18 protein-coding genes and 1 pseudogene are annotated in these 16,476 nt (G+C 55.2%); 10 read left to right on the forward strand and 9 right to left on the reverse strand.

What is annotated here, in order from left to right:
* Positions 1-110 precede the first annotated feature (110 nt).
* From D9980_RS07870 to pspA, 6 genes are all read right to left on the reverse strand, one after another.
* Positions 111-1,169, reverse strand: a complete 1,059-nt coding sequence (locus D9980_RS07870) for a YcjF family protein (RefSeq protein WP_121606960.1) — start codon at positions 1,167-1,169, stop codon at positions 111-113.
* The gene (locus tag D9980_RS07875) at positions 1,166-2,563 is read right to left on the reverse strand and encodes a YcjX family protein (protein WP_021806545.1); all 1,398 of its coding nucleotides are present in this window, start codon (positions 2,561-2,563) and stop codon (positions 1,166-1,168) included. The genes D9980_RS07870 and D9980_RS07875 overlap by 4 nt, the downstream gene beginning before the upstream one ends.
* Positions 2,544-2,810, reverse strand: coding sequence for a phage shock protein PspD (gene pspD, locus D9980_RS07880; RefSeq protein WP_202913979.1), 267 nt, complete (start codon positions 2,808-2,810; stop codon positions 2,544-2,546). The genes D9980_RS07875 and pspD overlap by 20 nt, the downstream gene beginning before the upstream one ends.
* Before the next feature lie 88 nt (positions 2,811-2,898).
* A complete protein-coding gene (gene pspC, locus D9980_RS07885) occupies positions 2,899-3,207 on the reverse strand; it encodes an envelope stress response membrane protein PspC (protein ID WP_046808503.1) in 309 nt (102 codons plus the stop codon).
* A 128-nt stretch (positions 3,208-3,335) separates the two neighbouring features.
* Positions 3,336-3,563, reverse strand: coding sequence for an envelope stress response membrane protein PspB (gene pspB, locus D9980_RS07890; RefSeq protein WP_021182064.1), 228 nt, complete (start codon positions 3,561-3,563; stop codon positions 3,336-3,338).
* A 57-nt stretch (positions 3,564-3,620) separates the two neighbouring features.
* Positions 3,621-4,286 (reverse strand): phage shock protein PspA, encoded by a 666-nt coding sequence (gene pspA / locus D9980_RS07895; RefSeq protein WP_021182065.1) that lies wholly within the window; start codon positions 4,284-4,286, stop codon positions 3,621-3,623.
* A 184-nt stretch (positions 4,287-4,470) separates the two neighbouring features.
* Here pspA and pspF point away from each other — a divergent pair, with 184 nt between their 5' ends.
* On the forward strand, positions 4,471-5,478 hold the full coding sequence (pspF, locus tag D9980_RS07900; protein ID WP_121606962.1) for a phage shock protein operon transcriptional activator: 1,008 nt from the start codon (positions 4,471-4,473) through the stop codon (positions 5,476-5,478).
* Here the strand turns inward: pspF and D9980_RS07905 are convergent.
* Complete coding sequence (locus D9980_RS07905; RefSeq protein ID WP_121606963.1) at positions 5,475-6,368, reverse strand: LysR family transcriptional regulator; 894 nt, start codon at positions 6,366-6,368, stop codon at positions 5,475-5,477. The two genes, pspF and D9980_RS07905, sit on opposite strands and share 4 nt — an antisense overlap.
* Positions 6,369-6,456: 88 nt before the next feature.
* Here D9980_RS07905 and D9980_RS07910 point away from each other — a divergent pair.
* The 8 genes and pseudogenes from D9980_RS07910 to D9980_RS07945 all read left to right on the forward strand — a co-directional run bounded on the left by D9980_RS07910 (position 6,457) and on the right by D9980_RS07945 (position 13,909).
* Positions 6,457-7,232: pseudogene (locus D9980_RS07910) on the forward strand (NAD(P)H-dependent oxidoreductase).
* A gap of 350 nt (positions 7,233-7,582) precedes the next feature.
* Positions 7,583-9,235, forward strand: a complete 1,653-nt coding sequence (gene sapA / locus D9980_RS07915; RefSeq protein ID WP_039996266.1) for an ABC transporter substrate-binding protein SapA — start codon at positions 7,583-7,585, stop codon at positions 9,233-9,235.
* Positions 9,232-10,197 (forward strand): putrescine export ABC transporter permease SapB, encoded by a 966-nt coding sequence (sapB, locus tag D9980_RS07920; protein ID WP_121606964.1) that lies wholly within the window; start codon positions 9,232-9,234, stop codon positions 10,195-10,197. Before sapA ends, sapB begins: the two co-directional genes overlap by 4 nt.
* Positions 10,184-11,074 carry a putrescine export ABC transporter permease SapC gene (gene sapC / locus D9980_RS07925; RefSeq protein WP_024486758.1) on the forward strand — a complete coding sequence of 297 codons (891 nt, stop codon included), beginning with the start codon at positions 10,184-10,186 and terminating at the stop codon, positions 11,072-11,074. Before sapB ends, sapC begins: the two co-directional genes overlap by 14 nt.
* On the forward strand, positions 11,074-12,066 hold the full coding sequence (gene sapD / locus D9980_RS07930; RefSeq protein ID WP_021806551.1) for a putrescine export ABC transporter ATP-binding protein SapD: 993 nt from the start codon (positions 11,074-11,076) through the stop codon (positions 12,064-12,066). The genes sapC and sapD overlap by 1 nt, the downstream gene beginning before the upstream one ends.
* A gap of 1 nt (position 12,067) precedes the next feature.
* A complete protein-coding gene (gene sapF / locus D9980_RS07935; RefSeq protein ID WP_046808282.1) occupies positions 12,068-12,880 on the forward strand; it encodes a putrescine export ABC transporter ATP-binding protein SapF in 813 nt (270 codons plus the stop codon).
* Between the two features lie 369 nt (positions 12,881-13,249).
* A complete protein-coding gene (gene mchS3 / locus D9980_RS07940) occupies positions 13,250-13,669 on the forward strand; it encodes an MchS3 family protein (protein ID WP_121606965.1) in 420 nt (139 codons plus the stop codon).
* A gap of 18 nt (positions 13,670-13,687) precedes the next feature.
* A complete protein-coding gene (locus tag D9980_RS07945; RefSeq protein WP_121606966.1) occupies positions 13,688-13,909 on the forward strand; it encodes a hypothetical protein in 222 nt (73 codons plus the stop codon).
* A 122-nt stretch (positions 13,910-14,031) separates the two neighbouring features.
* Here the strand turns inward: D9980_RS07945 and D9980_RS26645 are convergent, their stop codons facing one another.
* Positions 14,032-14,181, reverse strand: coding sequence for a hypothetical protein (locus D9980_RS26645; protein ID WP_162304243.1), 150 nt, complete (start codon positions 14,179-14,181; stop codon positions 14,032-14,034).
* A gap of 101 nt (positions 14,182-14,282) precedes the next feature.
* Between D9980_RS26645 and D9980_RS07950 the strand changes: the two genes are divergently transcribed.
* The gene (locus tag D9980_RS07950) at positions 14,283-15,461 is read left to right on the forward strand and encodes a peroxidase-related enzyme (protein WP_121606967.1); all 1,179 of its coding nucleotides are present in this window, start codon (positions 14,283-14,285) and stop codon (positions 15,459-15,461) included.
* Here the strand turns inward: D9980_RS07950 and D9980_RS07955 are convergent.
* Positions 15,450-16,346: a LysR family transcriptional regulator gene (locus D9980_RS07955; protein WP_046808284.1), complete on the reverse strand. Its 897-nt coding sequence runs from the start codon at positions 16,344-16,346 to the stop codon at positions 15,450-15,452. The genes D9980_RS07950 and D9980_RS07955 overlap by 12 nt on opposite strands.
* Positions 16,347-16,476: the final 130 nt, after the last annotated feature.

A 16,476-nucleotide genomic window follows, 5' to 3' on the forward strand; every position in this document is an offset into this window, starting at 1 on the left:
TTATTAACTTATCATTAACAATTAATGGGTATTGCAGAGGTGTACAAAAAGAAGGGGGTTTTTGGCGGTGCAGCCATAAGGCTGCGTCTGATTGACGCAGCCTGGAGAAGTCAGACTTTGCTTTGACCTTTTTTCATGGTGTCTTTCAACTGGTTAATCAATTGACCACGGAAATCACCCAGTTTCGGCTTATCACCTTCTAACCAAGGTAACGGGCGGCACAGTTCCATCGCCTTGATGCCCAATCGCGCCGTCAACAAACCCGCCCCTATCCCCTGCGCGGCCCGCGCAGACAACCGCGCCGCAATATCCTGCGACATCCAATCCATGCCCACTTCCCGCACCAGTTCGGAAGCGCCGGCAAAGGCGATATTCAGCAACACCAGGCGGAACAGACGGATGCGGCTGAAATAGCCCAGTTCGATGCCATATAGGGTCGCAATGCGGTTAATCAGGCGGATATTGCGCCAGGCGATAAAGGCCATGTCCACCAAGGCCAACGGACTGACGGCGATCATCAGCGTCGACTCTGCCGCCGAGCGGCTGATTTCGCGCCGCGCCTGATTATCCAGCACCGGCTGCACCAGCTTGGCATACAGCGCAACCACTTCGCGGTCGTTCTGGGTTTCATGTAATGAAGCCTGCCAGCGTTGTAATGCGGGGTGCCCTTGATCCAACCCGGCCTGACGCGCCAGCTTTTCACAAAACTCGCGCCCTCTCCCCAGGCCGTGACTGTGCAGCAGTTCCCGAGCTTCGTCACGCTCTTCTGCACGTTGGCGTAGGCGGTATAGCCTGCGCCATTCCCCCACCACCGAACCAATACCGGCGAAGACGATCAGCCCACCGGCGATCCCGCCACCCAGCGCGATCCAATCCTGTTGCACCCAGGAGGTATGTACCCACTGGACACCTTGAGCCACCACGCTGACGCCAAACAGCATCAGCCCGGCGTTAACCATTTTACGCCACAGGCTGCGCTTGGGTTTCAACGCGGCGTTAACGATACCTTCCGCGCGCCCTTCCTCTTCTTCCTGTTCCATCTCTGGCGCTGCCGGATAGAATTTCTCGGCTTGCTGTTCGTCAAATTCCAAGCCTGCGCGCAACACCGGTTCCTGTGGCGGCTGCAACGGCTCGGCAAAATCGATACGCGGTTTTAACGGCTCGCTCATCGTAATTTATCTCCCAATAAAAACTCCATCACCGCGTCCAGACGGATATGCGGCAGCGGACTGTCAACGCTCATCATGCGTGGGCGGAACTGGTCAAAATGGAACCCTTGTTGCTGCCAGAACGCCGGGCCTGGCAGGCGCGCAGGCACTTCGCCAGGGAAGACCGTCAGCGGTGCGCCATCGTCCAGACGGTGGCCTTTCAATGCCGGTATCGGCTGCCCATGATGATCGACAATGCCGCTTTCGGTCGCCTGTACCGAAGCCAGGCCGACGCAGTCCATGCTGATGCCTTCAAACGCGGCGTTCTGCCAGGCTTCCTGCACCAGTTGCTGTAACAGCGAAACCAGATTGGCGTGCTGATCGGCGGTGATATGGTCCGCCTTGGTTGCCGCAAACATCAGTTTGTCGATGGTCGGCGAAAACAGGCGGCGGAACAGCGTGCGCTTGCCGTAGTGGAAGCTTTGCATTAACTGGGTCAGCGCCAAACGCATATCATTAAACGCCTGCGGCCCGCTGTTGAGCGGTTGCAGGCAGTCCACCAGCACGATCTGGCGATCGAAACGCACAAAGTGCTCTTTATAAAACGCCTTGACGATCGACTGGCAGTAATAGTTAAAACGGGCGCGCAACATGCCTGCATTGGTATGTTTGTCCGCCTGAGCCAGGCGCGATTCCCCTGCCGCATCGACGTTCGGCCACGGGAAGAACTGCAGCGCAGGCGCTCCGGCCATATCGCCAGGCAGCACAAAGCGCCCAGGTTGGATAAAGTGCAGCCCTTCAGCCTTACAGCGCAGCAGGTAGTCGGTATAAGCCTGGGCGATCGCCGCCAGCTTGTTTTCATCCGCCGGGGCCAACGGATCGAGATCTTTGCACAATGCTAGCCAAGGCTCAGCCCAGCGCGCGCGGTCGCCCTGCAACAACCCAGCCATCTGACGTGACCAGGCCAGGTAGTCCTGTTCCAGCATCGGCAAATCCAGCAGCCATTCGCCCGGATAGTCGACGATCTCCAGATACAGCGTGGAGGTTTCTTTAAAATGGCGTAGCAGTGAATCATTGGAACGGTAGCGCAGCGCCAAGCGGATTTCGCTGACGCCACGGGTTGGCGTTGGCCAGCTTGGCGGATTGCCATACAGCTGCGCCAGGCCTTCGTCGTAGGTGAAACGTTGGATACCGAGGTCGCGTTGAGGAATGCGTTTCACCCCCAACAGCCTTTCTTCCCGCACAGGGGAAAACAGCGGCATACGCGCGCCGCTGTGAACATGGAGTAATTGATTGACCAATCCGGTGATAAACGCCGTCTTACCGCTGCGGCTCAAGCCGGTGACTGCCAGCCGCAGATGACGATCCATCCCGCGATTGACCAGCGAAGTTAACTCATTTTGCAGTCGTTTCATTGTTCTCCTTGGCATAGCGCCCGAACGCCTTGTTCAGCCCTTTGCGAAACAGCGGTTCCAGCAACAGGGCCAACATGTAACGCAGCGGTTTGCGGCTGACGGTTTTCAGCAACCACGCGGTTGCCCCCGCCGGGCCATAACTCATTAGCGCTATGATGATGACTTTCGACAAGGTCTTCAACAATGCACCTACTCCCCATTTTGGTGAAGCGGTTTTTGGGGCATTAATCGCATAGGTTTTACTCATGGTTGCTGCCCTCCGGCAAATGTTGGGGAAAAAGTCGGTGCAATGCCTGACCTGCGGCGTACGCAGGCCCGTGCATCGTTAAGAGAGGTTACAGTTGGCGAAAGCGGCTCTGCACGCCAAAGGTGTCAGACGTGACGTAGCGCTCAACCTTGCGCAACTGCTGCTCCCCGCTGCTCAATTCGTATTCCAGCTTATCAAGCAACTGGCGCGGTGTGGCCTGATGTTCATCCTGATAACGGCTGGCTGGAGCCTCCTCAAGCACGAAGACCAAGGCGATATAGGCGACCACCGTAATGAAAAACAGCCCGAAGAACAGCGACAGCACGGCAATCACCCGGATCAAACGCACGGGCACGTCAAAATAGTGGGCAAGGCCAGCGCAAACGCCCTTCAGCATGCCTTCTTCAGGTACACGGTACAGTTTTTTACTGCCTAACGTGTTGCCCTTGTATGAACCGCTGTCGTCGGTGTAGTAAGAACGATCGCGACGATCGCCAAACTTTCCTCTGTCCTGGTCTCTACGCATTACGACTGCCTCCAATTCGGGTGTTCCGCATCAAGAATGTCTTCCAACGCCTGAATACGATCGCGCATGCGTGAGGCCTGCTCCGCCAGCTGCGTCAGACGTTGCATCTCCTGATGACTCAGTTGAACGCCGCTCTGTTGCCGATTGCTGTAATGCAACCAAAGCCAAATCGGTGCGACAAACAACACAAAGATTGTCAACGGGATGGCAAGTAATAGAGCACTCATTTCAATTCCTTCTTATTGGCCGTAGTGTGGCGGCCACGCTGGGTGGCCGCTTAAGCATTATTCCGGGCGGTTCATCTTGGCTTTCATTGCCGCCAGTTGCTCACTGATGGCATCGTCCGCCTGCAGTTCGGCAAACTCCTGATGCAGGCTTTTCTTTTTGCCAATGCTGACGCTTTCCGCTTCGGCTTCCATATGGTCGATACGGCGCTCAAACTGTTCAAAACGCGCCATCGCCTCATCCAGTTTACCGCTGTCCAGCTGGCGACGCACATCCCGTGAAGAAGAAGCCGCCTGATGGCGCAGGGTTAATGCCTGCTGGCGTGCACGGGTTTCGGTCAGCTTGTTTTCCAGCTCGCCAATTTCACTCTTCATGCGGGCCAGCGTCTCTTCTACTGTAGCCACTTCCTGGCTCAGCGTAGCTAGTAGGTCGGCCACTTTCTGTTTTTCGATCAACGCCGCACGGGCCAGGTCTTCTTTATCTTTACGCAGCGCCAGTTCGGCTTTGTCCTGCCAGTCATTGATCTGGTTTTCACCCTGCTCAATGCGGCGCAGCAGCTGTTTTTTCTCCGCCAGGGCACGCGCTGAGGTGGAGCGCACTTCAACCAGCGTGTCTTCCATTTCCTGGATCATCAAACGCACCAGCTTTTGCGGGTCTTCTGCTTTATCGAGCAGAGTATTGATGTTGGCGTTCACGATGTCGGCAAAACGAGAAAAGATACCCATAATTTACTTCCTCTTGGTTCTGAAGGCGTCTGAAGCGCCGAGTTAAGTTATACAACTTGCCCCAAGAGTTAATCAAGAAGCGTGCCAACTTTTATTTCATTGAAATACAAAGATTATTTGTTTTTGACTCTCGCCACGCTTGCTGTAGAGTGAGTGTTTTCACCAAACATTGGCGAATTTCATCATGAGCGAACCGTTAGAGAACCTGTTGGGCGAGGCCAACGCCTTTGTGGAGGTGCTGGAGCAAGTTTCACAGTTGGCCAAGCTCAATAAACCGGTGCTGGTGATCGGTGAGCGCGGCACCGGTAAGGAGCTGATTGCCCACCGGTTGCACTATCTTTCCAACCGTTGGCAAGGGCCGTTTATCTCCCTCAACTGTGCGGCACTGAATGAGAACCTGCTGGACTCGGAGCTGTTTGGCCATGAGGCTGGCGCGTTTACCGGCGCACAAAAACGCCACCTTGGCCGCTTTGAACGTGCCGATGGCGGCACCCTGTTTCTGGATGAATTGGCAACCGCGCCAATGCTGGTGCAAGAAAAGCTGCTGCGGGTGATTGAATATGGCCATCTGGAGCGCGTGGGTGGCAGCCAACCGCTGCGGGTGGATGTCCGGCTGGTGTGCGCCACCAATGACGATCTGCCCGCGCTAGCGGCCGCCGGTAAATTCCGCGCCGATCTGCTGGACCGCCTGGCCTTCGACGTGGTGCAACTGCCGCCGCTGCGCCAACGCCAGCAAGACATCATGCTATTGGCCGAGCATTTCGCCATTCAGATGTGCCGCGAGCTGTCACTGCCGTTGTTCCCCGGCTTCAGTGAACATGCGCGAGCGACGCTGCTCGGCTACTCCTGGCCGGGTAACGTACGTGAGCTGAAAAACGTGGTGGAGCGCTCCGTTTACCGCCATGGTTCAGACCAGGATGAGCTGGATGAGATCATCATTAACCCCTTTGCCAAGCGTTCAGAGCCGCTTGATGATGAGGTAACCGCGCCGGCCAGTAATTTACCTGCGTTGCCGCTGGATTTTAAAAGCTGGCAGCATCAGCAGGAGAAAACCCTGCTGGAGATGGCATTGAAACAGGGCCGCTTCAATCAGCGCAAAGCTGCCGATTTGCTGGGGCTGACCTATCATCAGCTACGCGGCATGTTGAAAAAGCATGCGTTGCTGCAAGGTAGCGACCCAGAGGGAAGTTAAACCGACTGGGCGATGAATTCACGTAACCATTGATGGGCGGGATCGCGATGCGAACGCTCATCCCACAGCATTGCCAGCTCATAACCCGGGATCTCCACTGGTGGCTCGGCAATCTGTACTTCAGGGCTGTCGCGTACCAAGCGTTCGGGTAGCATCGCCACCAGATCCGTCTTAGCGATCACCGATTTCACAAACAGAAAATGCGGGACGGAAAGGACTACCCGCCGCGAAAGCCCAACCTGCTCCAGCGTGTGATCTGTGATGCCGCTAAATCCCCCGCCGTTTGGCGAAACCACCACGTGCTCCAGTTGGCTAAATTGCGCCAGCGTCGGGCGAGCCGTCAACGCGGGGTGACCAATGCGGCCCACCAACACATACTTCTCCTTGAATAACACGCGTTGACGCATCCCTGATGGTGCGCAGTCCTGAGTGTGAAAGGCCAGATCGATCTCCCCCATCTCCGCCTGCCGGGCAATCCTAGTTGGTGCCAGTTCCAATACTGCCAACCGGCTGTTGGGAGCGGCCTGACGAAGCCGTGCCAATGCGGGCAACAGCACCGTGGATTCGCCATAATCGGATGCGGCAACGCGCCAGGTGATATTCGCACTGGCCGCCTCAAACGGGCTGATGGGTGAAACGGTGTGTTCCAGCACTTCCAGCGCCTGCCGCAAAGGTTCACGTAAAGCCTCTGCTCTGGCCGTTGGCCGCATACCTCTAGGGCCCGGCAGCAGCAGCGGATCGTCGAAAAACGCTCTCAGCTTGGCCAGATGAGCGCTTACCGAAGGTTGCGACAGCGACAACCGCTCCGCCGCGCGCGTAACGTTCAATTCCATCAGTAACACATCCAACGTCACCAGGAGATTGAGATCCAGCCTGCCGAAATTACTCATGCAAATACCTGTAATCATCTAAATCAATTTTAACTATACCTGGCGCTAACCTACTCTGTTGCTCTCTTTACAGCAATGGAACTTAATGATGAATATTTTGCTGGTCTACGCTCACCCGGAAGCCCAATCGCTTAATGGCTCACTAAAAAACTTTGCGGTCAAACATCTGCAGGACGCTGGGCATCAGGTACAGGTTTCCGATCTGTACGCCATGAAATGGAAAGCCTCTTTGGATGGCGAAGACCGTATGGATCGGGATCGAGCCAACCGCTTCAACCCGGTACTGGATTCCCGGATCGCTCTGGAACGAGGAACGCAAAGTGCAGATATTGCGCTGGAACAAGAGAAGTTACTCTGGGCGGATACCGTGATCCTCCAGTTTCCACTGTGGTGGTTCTCCATGCCAGCCATCCTCAAAGGTTGGGTAGAACGCGTGTATGCCTATGGCTTCGCGTACGGCGTTGGCGAGCATTCCGATACGCATTGGGGGATCGTTATGGCGAAGGTACGCTGGCAGGGAAACGGGCTATGTTGCTGGTTACCGCTGGCGGTTGGGAGTCTCATTACAGCCCGCGCGGTATCAACGGCCCGATAGCGGATATTCTCTTCCCTATCCACCATGGCATTCTGTATTACCCCGGCTTTGACGTACTGCCACCGTTTGTGGCGTACCGCACCGATCGCTTCGACGAGGCGAAATTCCCAGAGCTTTGTGCGGCGCTGGGGGAACGACTGGATACGCTGGCCAGTACCGAGCCTTTGCCATTCCGTCAGCAAAACTTTGGCGATTATGCGATCCCACAGTTAACGCTGCGAGAAGACATTGCCCCTGGCCGCTCCGGTTTTGCCGTTCACCTGAAATAGAGGCAAAAAAAAAGCCAGCACCCGAGCTGGCTAAGTAAACACTGGAAGCAATGTGAGCAATGTCGTGCCTTCCACAAAGGGCCACAAGGTGTGGCCTTCCGTGAACTGCCAAATGATGATAATGGTTCTCAGTATCATCTGTAAAGCACTTTGTTGAGAATTTTTCTCATTACCACACTAAGCTTGGGTAATTATCCACCGGCACGGATTTCGGGCTGAGGCCGACACGCCAAAAAACAGCGGCAAGCTTAACCAAACCGCCGAAATTTCAGTCATTTTGCTCAAGGAATTGGGCTGTTGGTCAGAGTGCGATACACTAACGTTATTGCTTAATAACCCATGAAGCGTCTATGCGTGGTTTACCTCTTTGGATAATGTCGCTCGGCTGCCTGGCAACGTCTGCCCTGGCCGCGACACCGGCTGTGCCCAGCGCAGCACCACCGCCAGCAGACATCCGCCAGAGCGGCTTTGTCTATTGCGTCAGCGGCATACTGAACACCTTCAATCCGCAGATGGCCAGCAGCGGTCTGACGGTCGATACCCTCGCCGCCCAGCTTTACGATCGGCTACTGGATGTCGACCCCTACACTTACCGCCTGATCCCGGAACTGGCGGAAAGCTGGGAAGTGCTGGACAACGGCGCTACCTACCGTTTCCACCTGCGCCGGGATGTGCCTTTCCAGACCACCGCCTGGTTCCAACCCACCCGCAAAATGAACGCCGACGATGTGGTGTTCAGCTTTCAGCGGGTGTTTGACCAGAAGCATCCGTTCCACAATGTCAACGGCGGTGAATATCCGTACTTCGATAGTTTGCAGTTTGCCGACTCTGTGCAAAGCGTGAAAAAGCTGGACCAATACACCGTCGAGTTCCGCTTGCAGGCACCGGATGCGTCCTTCCTATGGCATCTGGCAACCCATTATGCGCCGGTGCTATCGGCAGAATATGCCGACAATCTGACGCTGGATGGCACCCAGGAAATGATCGATCGTGAACCGGTCGGCACCGGCCCATTCTTGTTGAACGAATACCGTTCCGGACAATATATCCGTCTGGCACGCAATGACGTTTACTGGAAAGGGAAACCACGCATGCCGCAGGTGGTGATCGACATGGGGGCCGGGGGTACGGGCCGCTTGTCCAAATTGCTGACCGGCGAGTGCGACGTATTGGCCTACCCCGCTGCCAGCCAGCTTTCGATCCTGCGTGACGATCCGCGTTTACGCCTGACGCTGCGCCCTGGGATGAATATCGCCTATCTGGCCTTCAACACCCGCAAGCCGCCGCTGGATAACCTGAAGGTGCGCCAGGCCATTGCGTTAGCTATTAACAACCAACGCCTGATGCAGTCGATCTATTACGGCACCGCAGAGACCGCCGCCTCGATCCTACCGCGCGCCTCCTGGGCCTATGATAATGATGCCCACGTTACCGAATACGATCCGGCCAAGGCGAGAGAGATGCTACGCGAAGCTGGTGTGGGACCACTGGATCTGAAACTGTGGGTGCCTACCGCATCACAATCCTATAACCCTAGCCCGTTGAAAACGGCGGAGCTGTTACAGGCAGATTTGGCTCAGGTCGGCATTAATGTCACCATCGTGCCGGTAGAGGGCCGCTTCCAGGAAGCCCGGCTGATGGAGATGAACCACGATCTGACGCTCACCGGTTGGTCAACCGACAGTAACGATCCGGATAGCTTCTTCCGCCCGCTGCTGAGCTGTGCGGCAATCCGTTCGCAAACCAACTATGCTCACTGGTGTGATCCCGCTTTTGATGAACAGTTGCAGGATGCCTTGTTGTCACAGCAGTTATCACAGCGTATCGAGCATTATCAGCAGGCGCAGAAGATCCTCGAACAGCAGTTGCCGGTATTGCCGCTGGCCTCCTCTTTGCGTTTGCAGGCCTACCGTTATGATATTAAAGGACTGGTGTTGAGCCCGTTCGGCAACTCATCATTTGCCGGGGTGTACCGTGAACCGGCGGAGGCCGCGAAAAAGTGATTATCTTTACCTTACGCCGCATTCTGTTGCTGCTGATCACGCTGTTCTTCCTGACGCTGGTCAGCTTCAGCCTGAGCTACTTTACCCCGCGCGCGCCGTTAAACGGTGCCGCCTTGCTGGATGCCTACCAGTTCTATTTCGTCAGCCTGCTGCACTGGGACTTTGGCGTTTCCAGCATCAACGGCCAGGCGATCAGCGAACAGCTGCGCGAAGTGTTCCCGGCCACCATGGAACTGTGCATTTTAGCCTTCACGCTGGCCCTGTTTATCGGCATTCCGCTGGGCATTATTGCCGGTGTGATGCGCGGCAAGTGGCAGGATACCGCCATCAGTACCTTTGCCCTGCTGGGCTTTTCCATTCCGGTGTTCTGGCTGGCGCTGCTGCTGATGCTCTATTTTTCACTGCATCTTGGCTGGTTGCCGGTGTCAGGCCGTTTCGATCTGCTGTATCAGGTCAAGCAGGTCACCGGTCTGGCGCTGGTTGACGCCTGGCTGTCTGATTCGCCTTATCGCAATGAGATGATTGCCAGTGCGCTGCGCCATATGGTGCTGCCGATTACCGCTCTGGCGGTGGCCCCAATCACCGAGGTGATCCGCTTGATGCGCATCAGCACCGACGATGTCCTCAGCCAGAACTACATCAAGGCTGCCGCTACACGCGGCCTGTCACGCTTCACCATTATCCGCCGTCACGTGTTGCACAACGCGTTACCGCCGATCATTCCAAAACTCGGTCTGCAATTTTCAACCATGCTCACGCTGGCCATGATCACCGAGGTGGTGTTCAGTTGGCCAGGGTTGGGGCGCTGGCTGATCAATGCCATCCGCCAACAGGACTACGCGGCCATCTCCGCAGGCGTGATGGTGATCGGCACGCTGGTGATCACTATTAACGTGCTGGCCGACATTCTGGGCGCGGCGACCAACCCGCTGAAACATAAGGAATGGTATGCCCTTCGATAACGTATACCGCGAAAAGAAAATGCCTAGCCCGCTGCTCTATACCTGGCGGATTTTCTATGGCGACACTTTGGCGATGATTGGTTTTTATGGGGTGATCGGCCTGCTGCTGCTTTCCCTGTTCGGCAGCCTGCTGGCACCTTACGCCCTCGATCAGCAATTCCTGGGATATCAGTTGCTACCACCGTCCTGGTCACGCTACGGCAACGTGTCGTTCTTCCTGGGCACCGACGATCTGGGCCGCGATATCCTTAGCCGTTTGCTGACCGGCACCGCCGCCACCTATGGTTCGGCACTGATTGTGACCATCGCCGCCGCCCTATGTGGCGTGATCCTGGGGGTATTTGCCGGGGTCACCCATGGTCTGCTGTCTGCGATGCTCAACCATATTCTCGATACCCTGCTCTCCATCCCGTCACTGCTGCTGGCGATTATCGTGGTGGCCTTCCTTGGGCCGAAACTGGAACACGCCATGCTGGCCGTTTGGCTGGCACTGTTGCCACGGATGGTGCGTACCATCTACAGCGCAGTGCACGATGAGCTGGAAAAAGAGTATGTGGTCGCAGCCCGTCTGGATGGAGCTTCGACGATGCAGATCCTGTGGTACGCCGTGGTGCCGAACATTGCCGCCGTACTGATCACCGAATTCACCCGCGCGTTGTCGATGGCCATTCTCGACATCGCGGCGTTGGGCTTCCTCGATCTGGGGGCGCAGTTGCCTTCCCCGGAATGGGGAGCCATGTTAGGCGACTCGTTGGAGTTGGTGTATGTCGCACCTTGGACCGTGATGCTGCCCGGTGCCGCTATTCTGATCAGCGTATTGCTGGTTAACCTGTTGGGCGACGGAATACGCCGCGCGATCAATGCGGGAGTGGAATAATGCCGTTACTCGATATCCGCAATCTGACGATTGAATTTATGACCGCCGAAGGGCCGGTGAAGGCCGTCGATCGCGTCAGTATGACGCTGACAGAAGGTGAAGTGCGCGGCCTGGTAGGCGAATCCGGCTCAGGAAAAAGCCTGATCGCCAAAGCCATATGCGGCGTGACCAAAGATAACTGGCGCGTCACCGCCGACCGCTTCCGCTTTGACGATATCGACCTGTTGCAGCTCAGCCCGCGTGAACGGCGCAAACTGGTGGGCCACAACGTTTCGATGATCTTCCAGGAGCCGCAGTCCTGCCTTGATCCTTCCGAAAGCATTGGCCGCCAGTTGGCTCAGGCCATTCCCGGCTGGACTTACAAGGGCCGTTGGTGGCAGCGCTTTAACTGGCGCAAACGGCGGGCGATTGAGCTGTTGCACCGCGTCGGTATCAAGGACCATCTCGATATCATGGGCAGCTTCCCTTACGAACTCACCGAAGGGGAATGCCAGAAAGTGATGATCGCCATTGCGTTGGCCAATCAGCCAAGATTGCTGATCGCCGATGAGCCAACCAACGCCATGGAACCCACCACGCAGGCGCAGATCTTCCGTCTGCTGGCGCGTCTGAACCAAAACAATAACACCACCATCCTGCTGATCAGCCACGATTTGCAGATGATGAGCAAGTGGGCCGACCGGGTTAACGTGCTGTACTGCGGCCAGACGGTGGAGAGTGCGCAATGTGAAGACCTGCTTGCCGCCCCTCATCATCCTTATACCCAGGCGCTGATCCGCGCTATGCCGGACTTTGGCCGTTCACTGCCGCATAAGAGCCGTCTGAATACGCTGCCGGGAGCGATCCCCTCATTGGAGCATCTGCCAATCGGCTGTCGCCTGGGGCCGCGCTGCCCGTATGCGCAAAAGCAATGTATTGAAACCCCACGCCTGCGCCCGGTGAAGAATCACCTGTTCGCCTGCCACTTCCCGCTGAACATGGAGGAGCAATAACATGGAAACGCTGTTGGAAGTGCGCAACCTGACCAAAACCTACCGCTATCGCACCGGGCTGTTCCGCCGCCAGCATGTGGAGGCGGTCAAGTCAGTCAGTTTTACCCTGCGTGAGGGCCAGACGCTGGCGATCATCGGTGAAAACGGCTCGGGTAAGTCAACCTTGGCGAAAATGCTTTCCGGTATGGTGGAACCCTCCTCGGGTGAAGTACTGATTGACGACCATCCGCTGGTCTATGGCGATTACCGCTACCGTAGCCAGCGTATCCGCATGATTTTCCAGGATCCGAGCACCTCGCTCAACCCACGTCAGCGCATCGGTCAGTTGCTTGATGCACCGCTACGTTTGAATACCGATCTGGAAGCCGCAGAGCGCGAGGTGCGCATCAACCAGACCCTTCGCCAGGTGGGGATGTTGCCAGACCACGCTTATTATTACCCGCATATGCTGGCCTCTGGGCAGAAACAACGTGTCGCGCTGGCACGGGCGTTGATCCTGCAACCCAAGGTGATTGTTGCCGACGAGGCGCTGGCTTCGCTGGATATGTCGATGCGTTCGCAGATCATCAACCTGATGCTGGAGCTCCAGGAAAAGCACGGCATCGCCTACATTTATGTGACTCAGCATCTGGGGATGATGAAGCATATCAGCGACCAGGTGATGGTGATGCATGAAGGGGAAATCGTGGAGCGCGGCAGCACCGCCGAAGTGCTGGCCGCACCGCTGCACGACCTCACCAAGCGGCTGATCGCCAGCCACTTTGGCGAAGCGCTCACTGCCGATGCCTGGCGACGTGACGGCGGCAGGTTTTAGATAACTATCTTTGCGGGCTAGATTACGCCCCTTCCCCGTAAGAAAAAGGGACCTAACGTGCTTCATATTTGCACCTATATCTAATCACCACTCTGGGCCCTCTCTTTTTAAAGGAGAAGGCTCAGAGTGAAGGGAGATAGCGATAACTGATGTTCCATCCAGTTACTAATTAGTGCTCAATGCCCAATAAATAACCTGACACTTCCATGAGGATAATTGACAGTCTTTTTAAGCAATGATAAGGTGCATAAAACAGCCAAAGGATTGGGCTTTATCTTTAACCACATGCCGGGATTATCCATTCATAATATCAATGTAACTCCGGTTTTTAATTCTTAATAAATCCAAACAATTCGTGTTGGACGCTATATGATTGCAGATAAAGTAAGACTAGGCGGTATCCTAATTATATTGTCGCTATTTTTTAGCGGAACATCATTCGCCAAAGCGCCACCCCACACAGAGAGTGAACTAAGTATGCAAAGTACGTTCTCTCTCGGCAACAATGGGTTCATTGGCTCTATCAGCGAAGCTGAAAAGCTATATCTTGCTATATTACAACAAGATAATGGCGGTGATATCTTTATGCGTCTAGCAATATCCAGCACGTCAACCCCAGAAAGTAAGCTCTACGCAATCTGCGGTTTGAAAAAGCTGGGTCGGGAACCTCCGTCTTCAGCGGAGCTTAGCAAGATTTTAAACCAAGATATCACCATGCTAAAAGGAGACATCTTAAGAAAGGTGAAATTTAGCGAAGTATATGATTCAATCAAAATTGATGGATGTTAAATTGATAAGGAGACAGTAATGAGAAACCTCAGTACAGAAGAAATCACTTTAATCTGCGGCAGCATGAAATTAGACGGCATGCGCGAATCTACTAACGTCATCGATCAAAGAGGCTCAGACAAAGGTTCTTATATTGATGCTAACGGTACTTGTTGGGCACCTGGGACAAATTCATCAACCATGTTCCCCAATGGTGGCAGCTCAAATAATACGAGTAACAATCCCATCTTCGGTAATTAAGACTATAGCCACTTGCTTGTAAGCTGCTAGTGGCTTCTTCCCCACTAGCAGCAAATGCATATCACATTCTTGCAATATGAAAGCATATTTTATTCCATCCAGTTATTAATTAGCACTTAACATTATTTTATCTCGCCAATCGAATCGGTGAGGATATCCCCTACGTTGAGCCTTACAAACAACAGGATATCGCGCTGATGAACAACGCCCACCACAAACGCTTCTCGCAACTGATGCTTATCCTTGCCGCCGGTTTCGCTATTTATGGTCATGGTCTATGCAGCCATGACTGACGCCTGCTCCGTGGTTTTTTACCCTGCCGCCGTTGCCAACTGTAACGGTGGCTTGTTGTATTGATGAAGGATTTTATCCGATGGAACATCGCCTAACCCCTTTCCAGTGGTACCACGAAACCCAGCGTAGTTCTGGCGACAGTTCGCCACTCGAGCCTGCCGCTGCAAGCTTGCGAGAGCGTTTTCTGTTAGGCCTGGGCACGTTTAGCGACGAGGGATTGAATGCCGCCCTCAGCCATCGCATTGACGTTTTTACTGCATCTTCGGCCTGCTATCCGATACTGTTCCCCGATCGAGTCAACGTTTCGCGTGAAGTGACATTGTCACCTTACGATCGCCTGTCGACGGCCTTGACGGTGGCACAGGTCACTGGCGTGCAATCGCTTTGTAGCCATTACGCCGCTCGCCTCGCCCCTCTGGACAGCCCAGATGCTTCACGGGAAAGTAATGTCCGCCTGGCACAAATCACCCAATACGCCCGCCAACTAGCCAGCCAACCTACTCTGATTTGCTCTAAGGCCGTACAACAGCTCGGCGAAGTTGGCCTGAGCACGCAAGATATTGTGACCTTTTCGCAAATCATCGGTTTCGTTAGCTATCAGGCACGGGTGGTAGCCGGTATTGCCGCGCTGGCAGGCAGACCCGCCGTGGTGTTACCCGGTTTTCCCCAAATCGAAGATGCCGAACCGGCGGGATTTTCCTGTACGGAACGGTCATGGCAAACTCGCCTGCCGGAGATCGTTGTCGAGCAGGCCCAAGCTCGGCAGCTCGACATTCTGGACCAAAGCCACCCGGACGCCCGCAGCGAGTCTTATTACCTGCTGTTGGCCCACGACGCGCCAGCTCTACATGAGCGCAATGCGGTATTTAACAGCATTACCCACCACGCTGATGGGCTATCTCCGCGCCTGAAGGCTTTGGTTGCCCTGGTGACATCACGCATTAATGGCAGCCATTACTGTGCCGCCACGCTAGCCCATAACATTGCCGATCGGGAGTTGGCACTGGCATTAGTGGCTGGGATTGATAACGCGCTTGAGGTGGCCGACGATCCGGTAACCGCTGCCGTGATAGGCGTGACGGCCGAACTGACGCGAACGCCTGAGAAATTTACGGCACAAAGCGTGCAACCGCTGCTCAACAGCGGGCTGGATCGGTCGCAGGCATTGGACGTGATTTTAACCAGCGCGCTGTACGCCTGGGAAAACCGGCTGCGTTACAGTCTTGGCGATACGGTGGCAGCCGATTTAGCGCAATAACCATGCCTGAGCCGCATCAAAAAAGTGCTGTGCCAGCGGCGTGGCCCTTGCTGGCTCAGCAATTACCAAGGCGGCATGACGAGACATCGGCGCAATGGCAACGCTGCGCCGTTGCAGTTGCGGCATCATTTCCATCTGCAAGTTACCGCCGGGGAACAACCCGCATCCCAAGCCGACAAAAATCCCCTGTAACAGTTGGAAGATCGAGGTGGTTTCCATCCGGGTATGCAGCGTCAAGCCCGCCTCACGAAACTGTTGATCCAGATAACGACGGAAGTAACGCGTCGGCTCTGCCAGGCATAATGGCAACTCCGCCACGGTTGCCAGCGTTAGTGGACTTTCCCCCACCAGCTCGGGGAAATGCTGCGGATGAAATACCAGGTCGATACCGCTGTCAGCCAAAGACTGCGACTGAAAATGCAGCTCCTTCAGCGTTGGCAGCTCAAAGAAACCAATGCCGATATCCACCGTGTGCGCAGTTAGCGCTTCCAGCAACTGATCGGCGCTCAATACCGCTACGCGATAGTCTAACTGCGGGTAACGCTCGCTGACCGCCTTTAACATCTGCGCTAACGAAATGCTGCACTGGGGCACGGTGCCGATACGCAACGTCCCGTTCAGCCCGTGTTTAAGCGACTCCACTTCCAGCTTCAGCCCCTGGTAAACGGAAACAATTTCCCGCGCCCAAGCCAAGACCCTCTCGCCTTCGGCAGTGAAGCCTTCAAAGTTGTTGCCACGGTTGATCAACGAGACCCCGAGCTCTTTTTCCAGGTTTTTCAGCCGCATGGATAGGGTCGGCTGGCTGACAAAGCTGGCCTCAGCGGCACGGCCAAAGTGGCGTTCCCGCTCAAGATTACACAGGTAGATCAGTTGCTTAATATCCATGTATTGGCCCGGAAAATGATTTCTGCGTGAAGTATATCATTTGCTACGGCCTTGCTGGCAGTTGCGATAAGTGTCGTCTATCCCATCATTGCTCTATTCGATTAGACGCCAAGGCCTCACGCCCCTAGAC

Origin of the sequence: Serratia sp. 3ACOL1, assembly GCF_003668775.1 — a bacterium.
In the GTDB taxonomy this organism is placed as follows: domain Bacteria; phylum Pseudomonadota; class Gammaproteobacteria; order Enterobacterales; family Enterobacteriaceae; genus Chania; species Chania fonticola.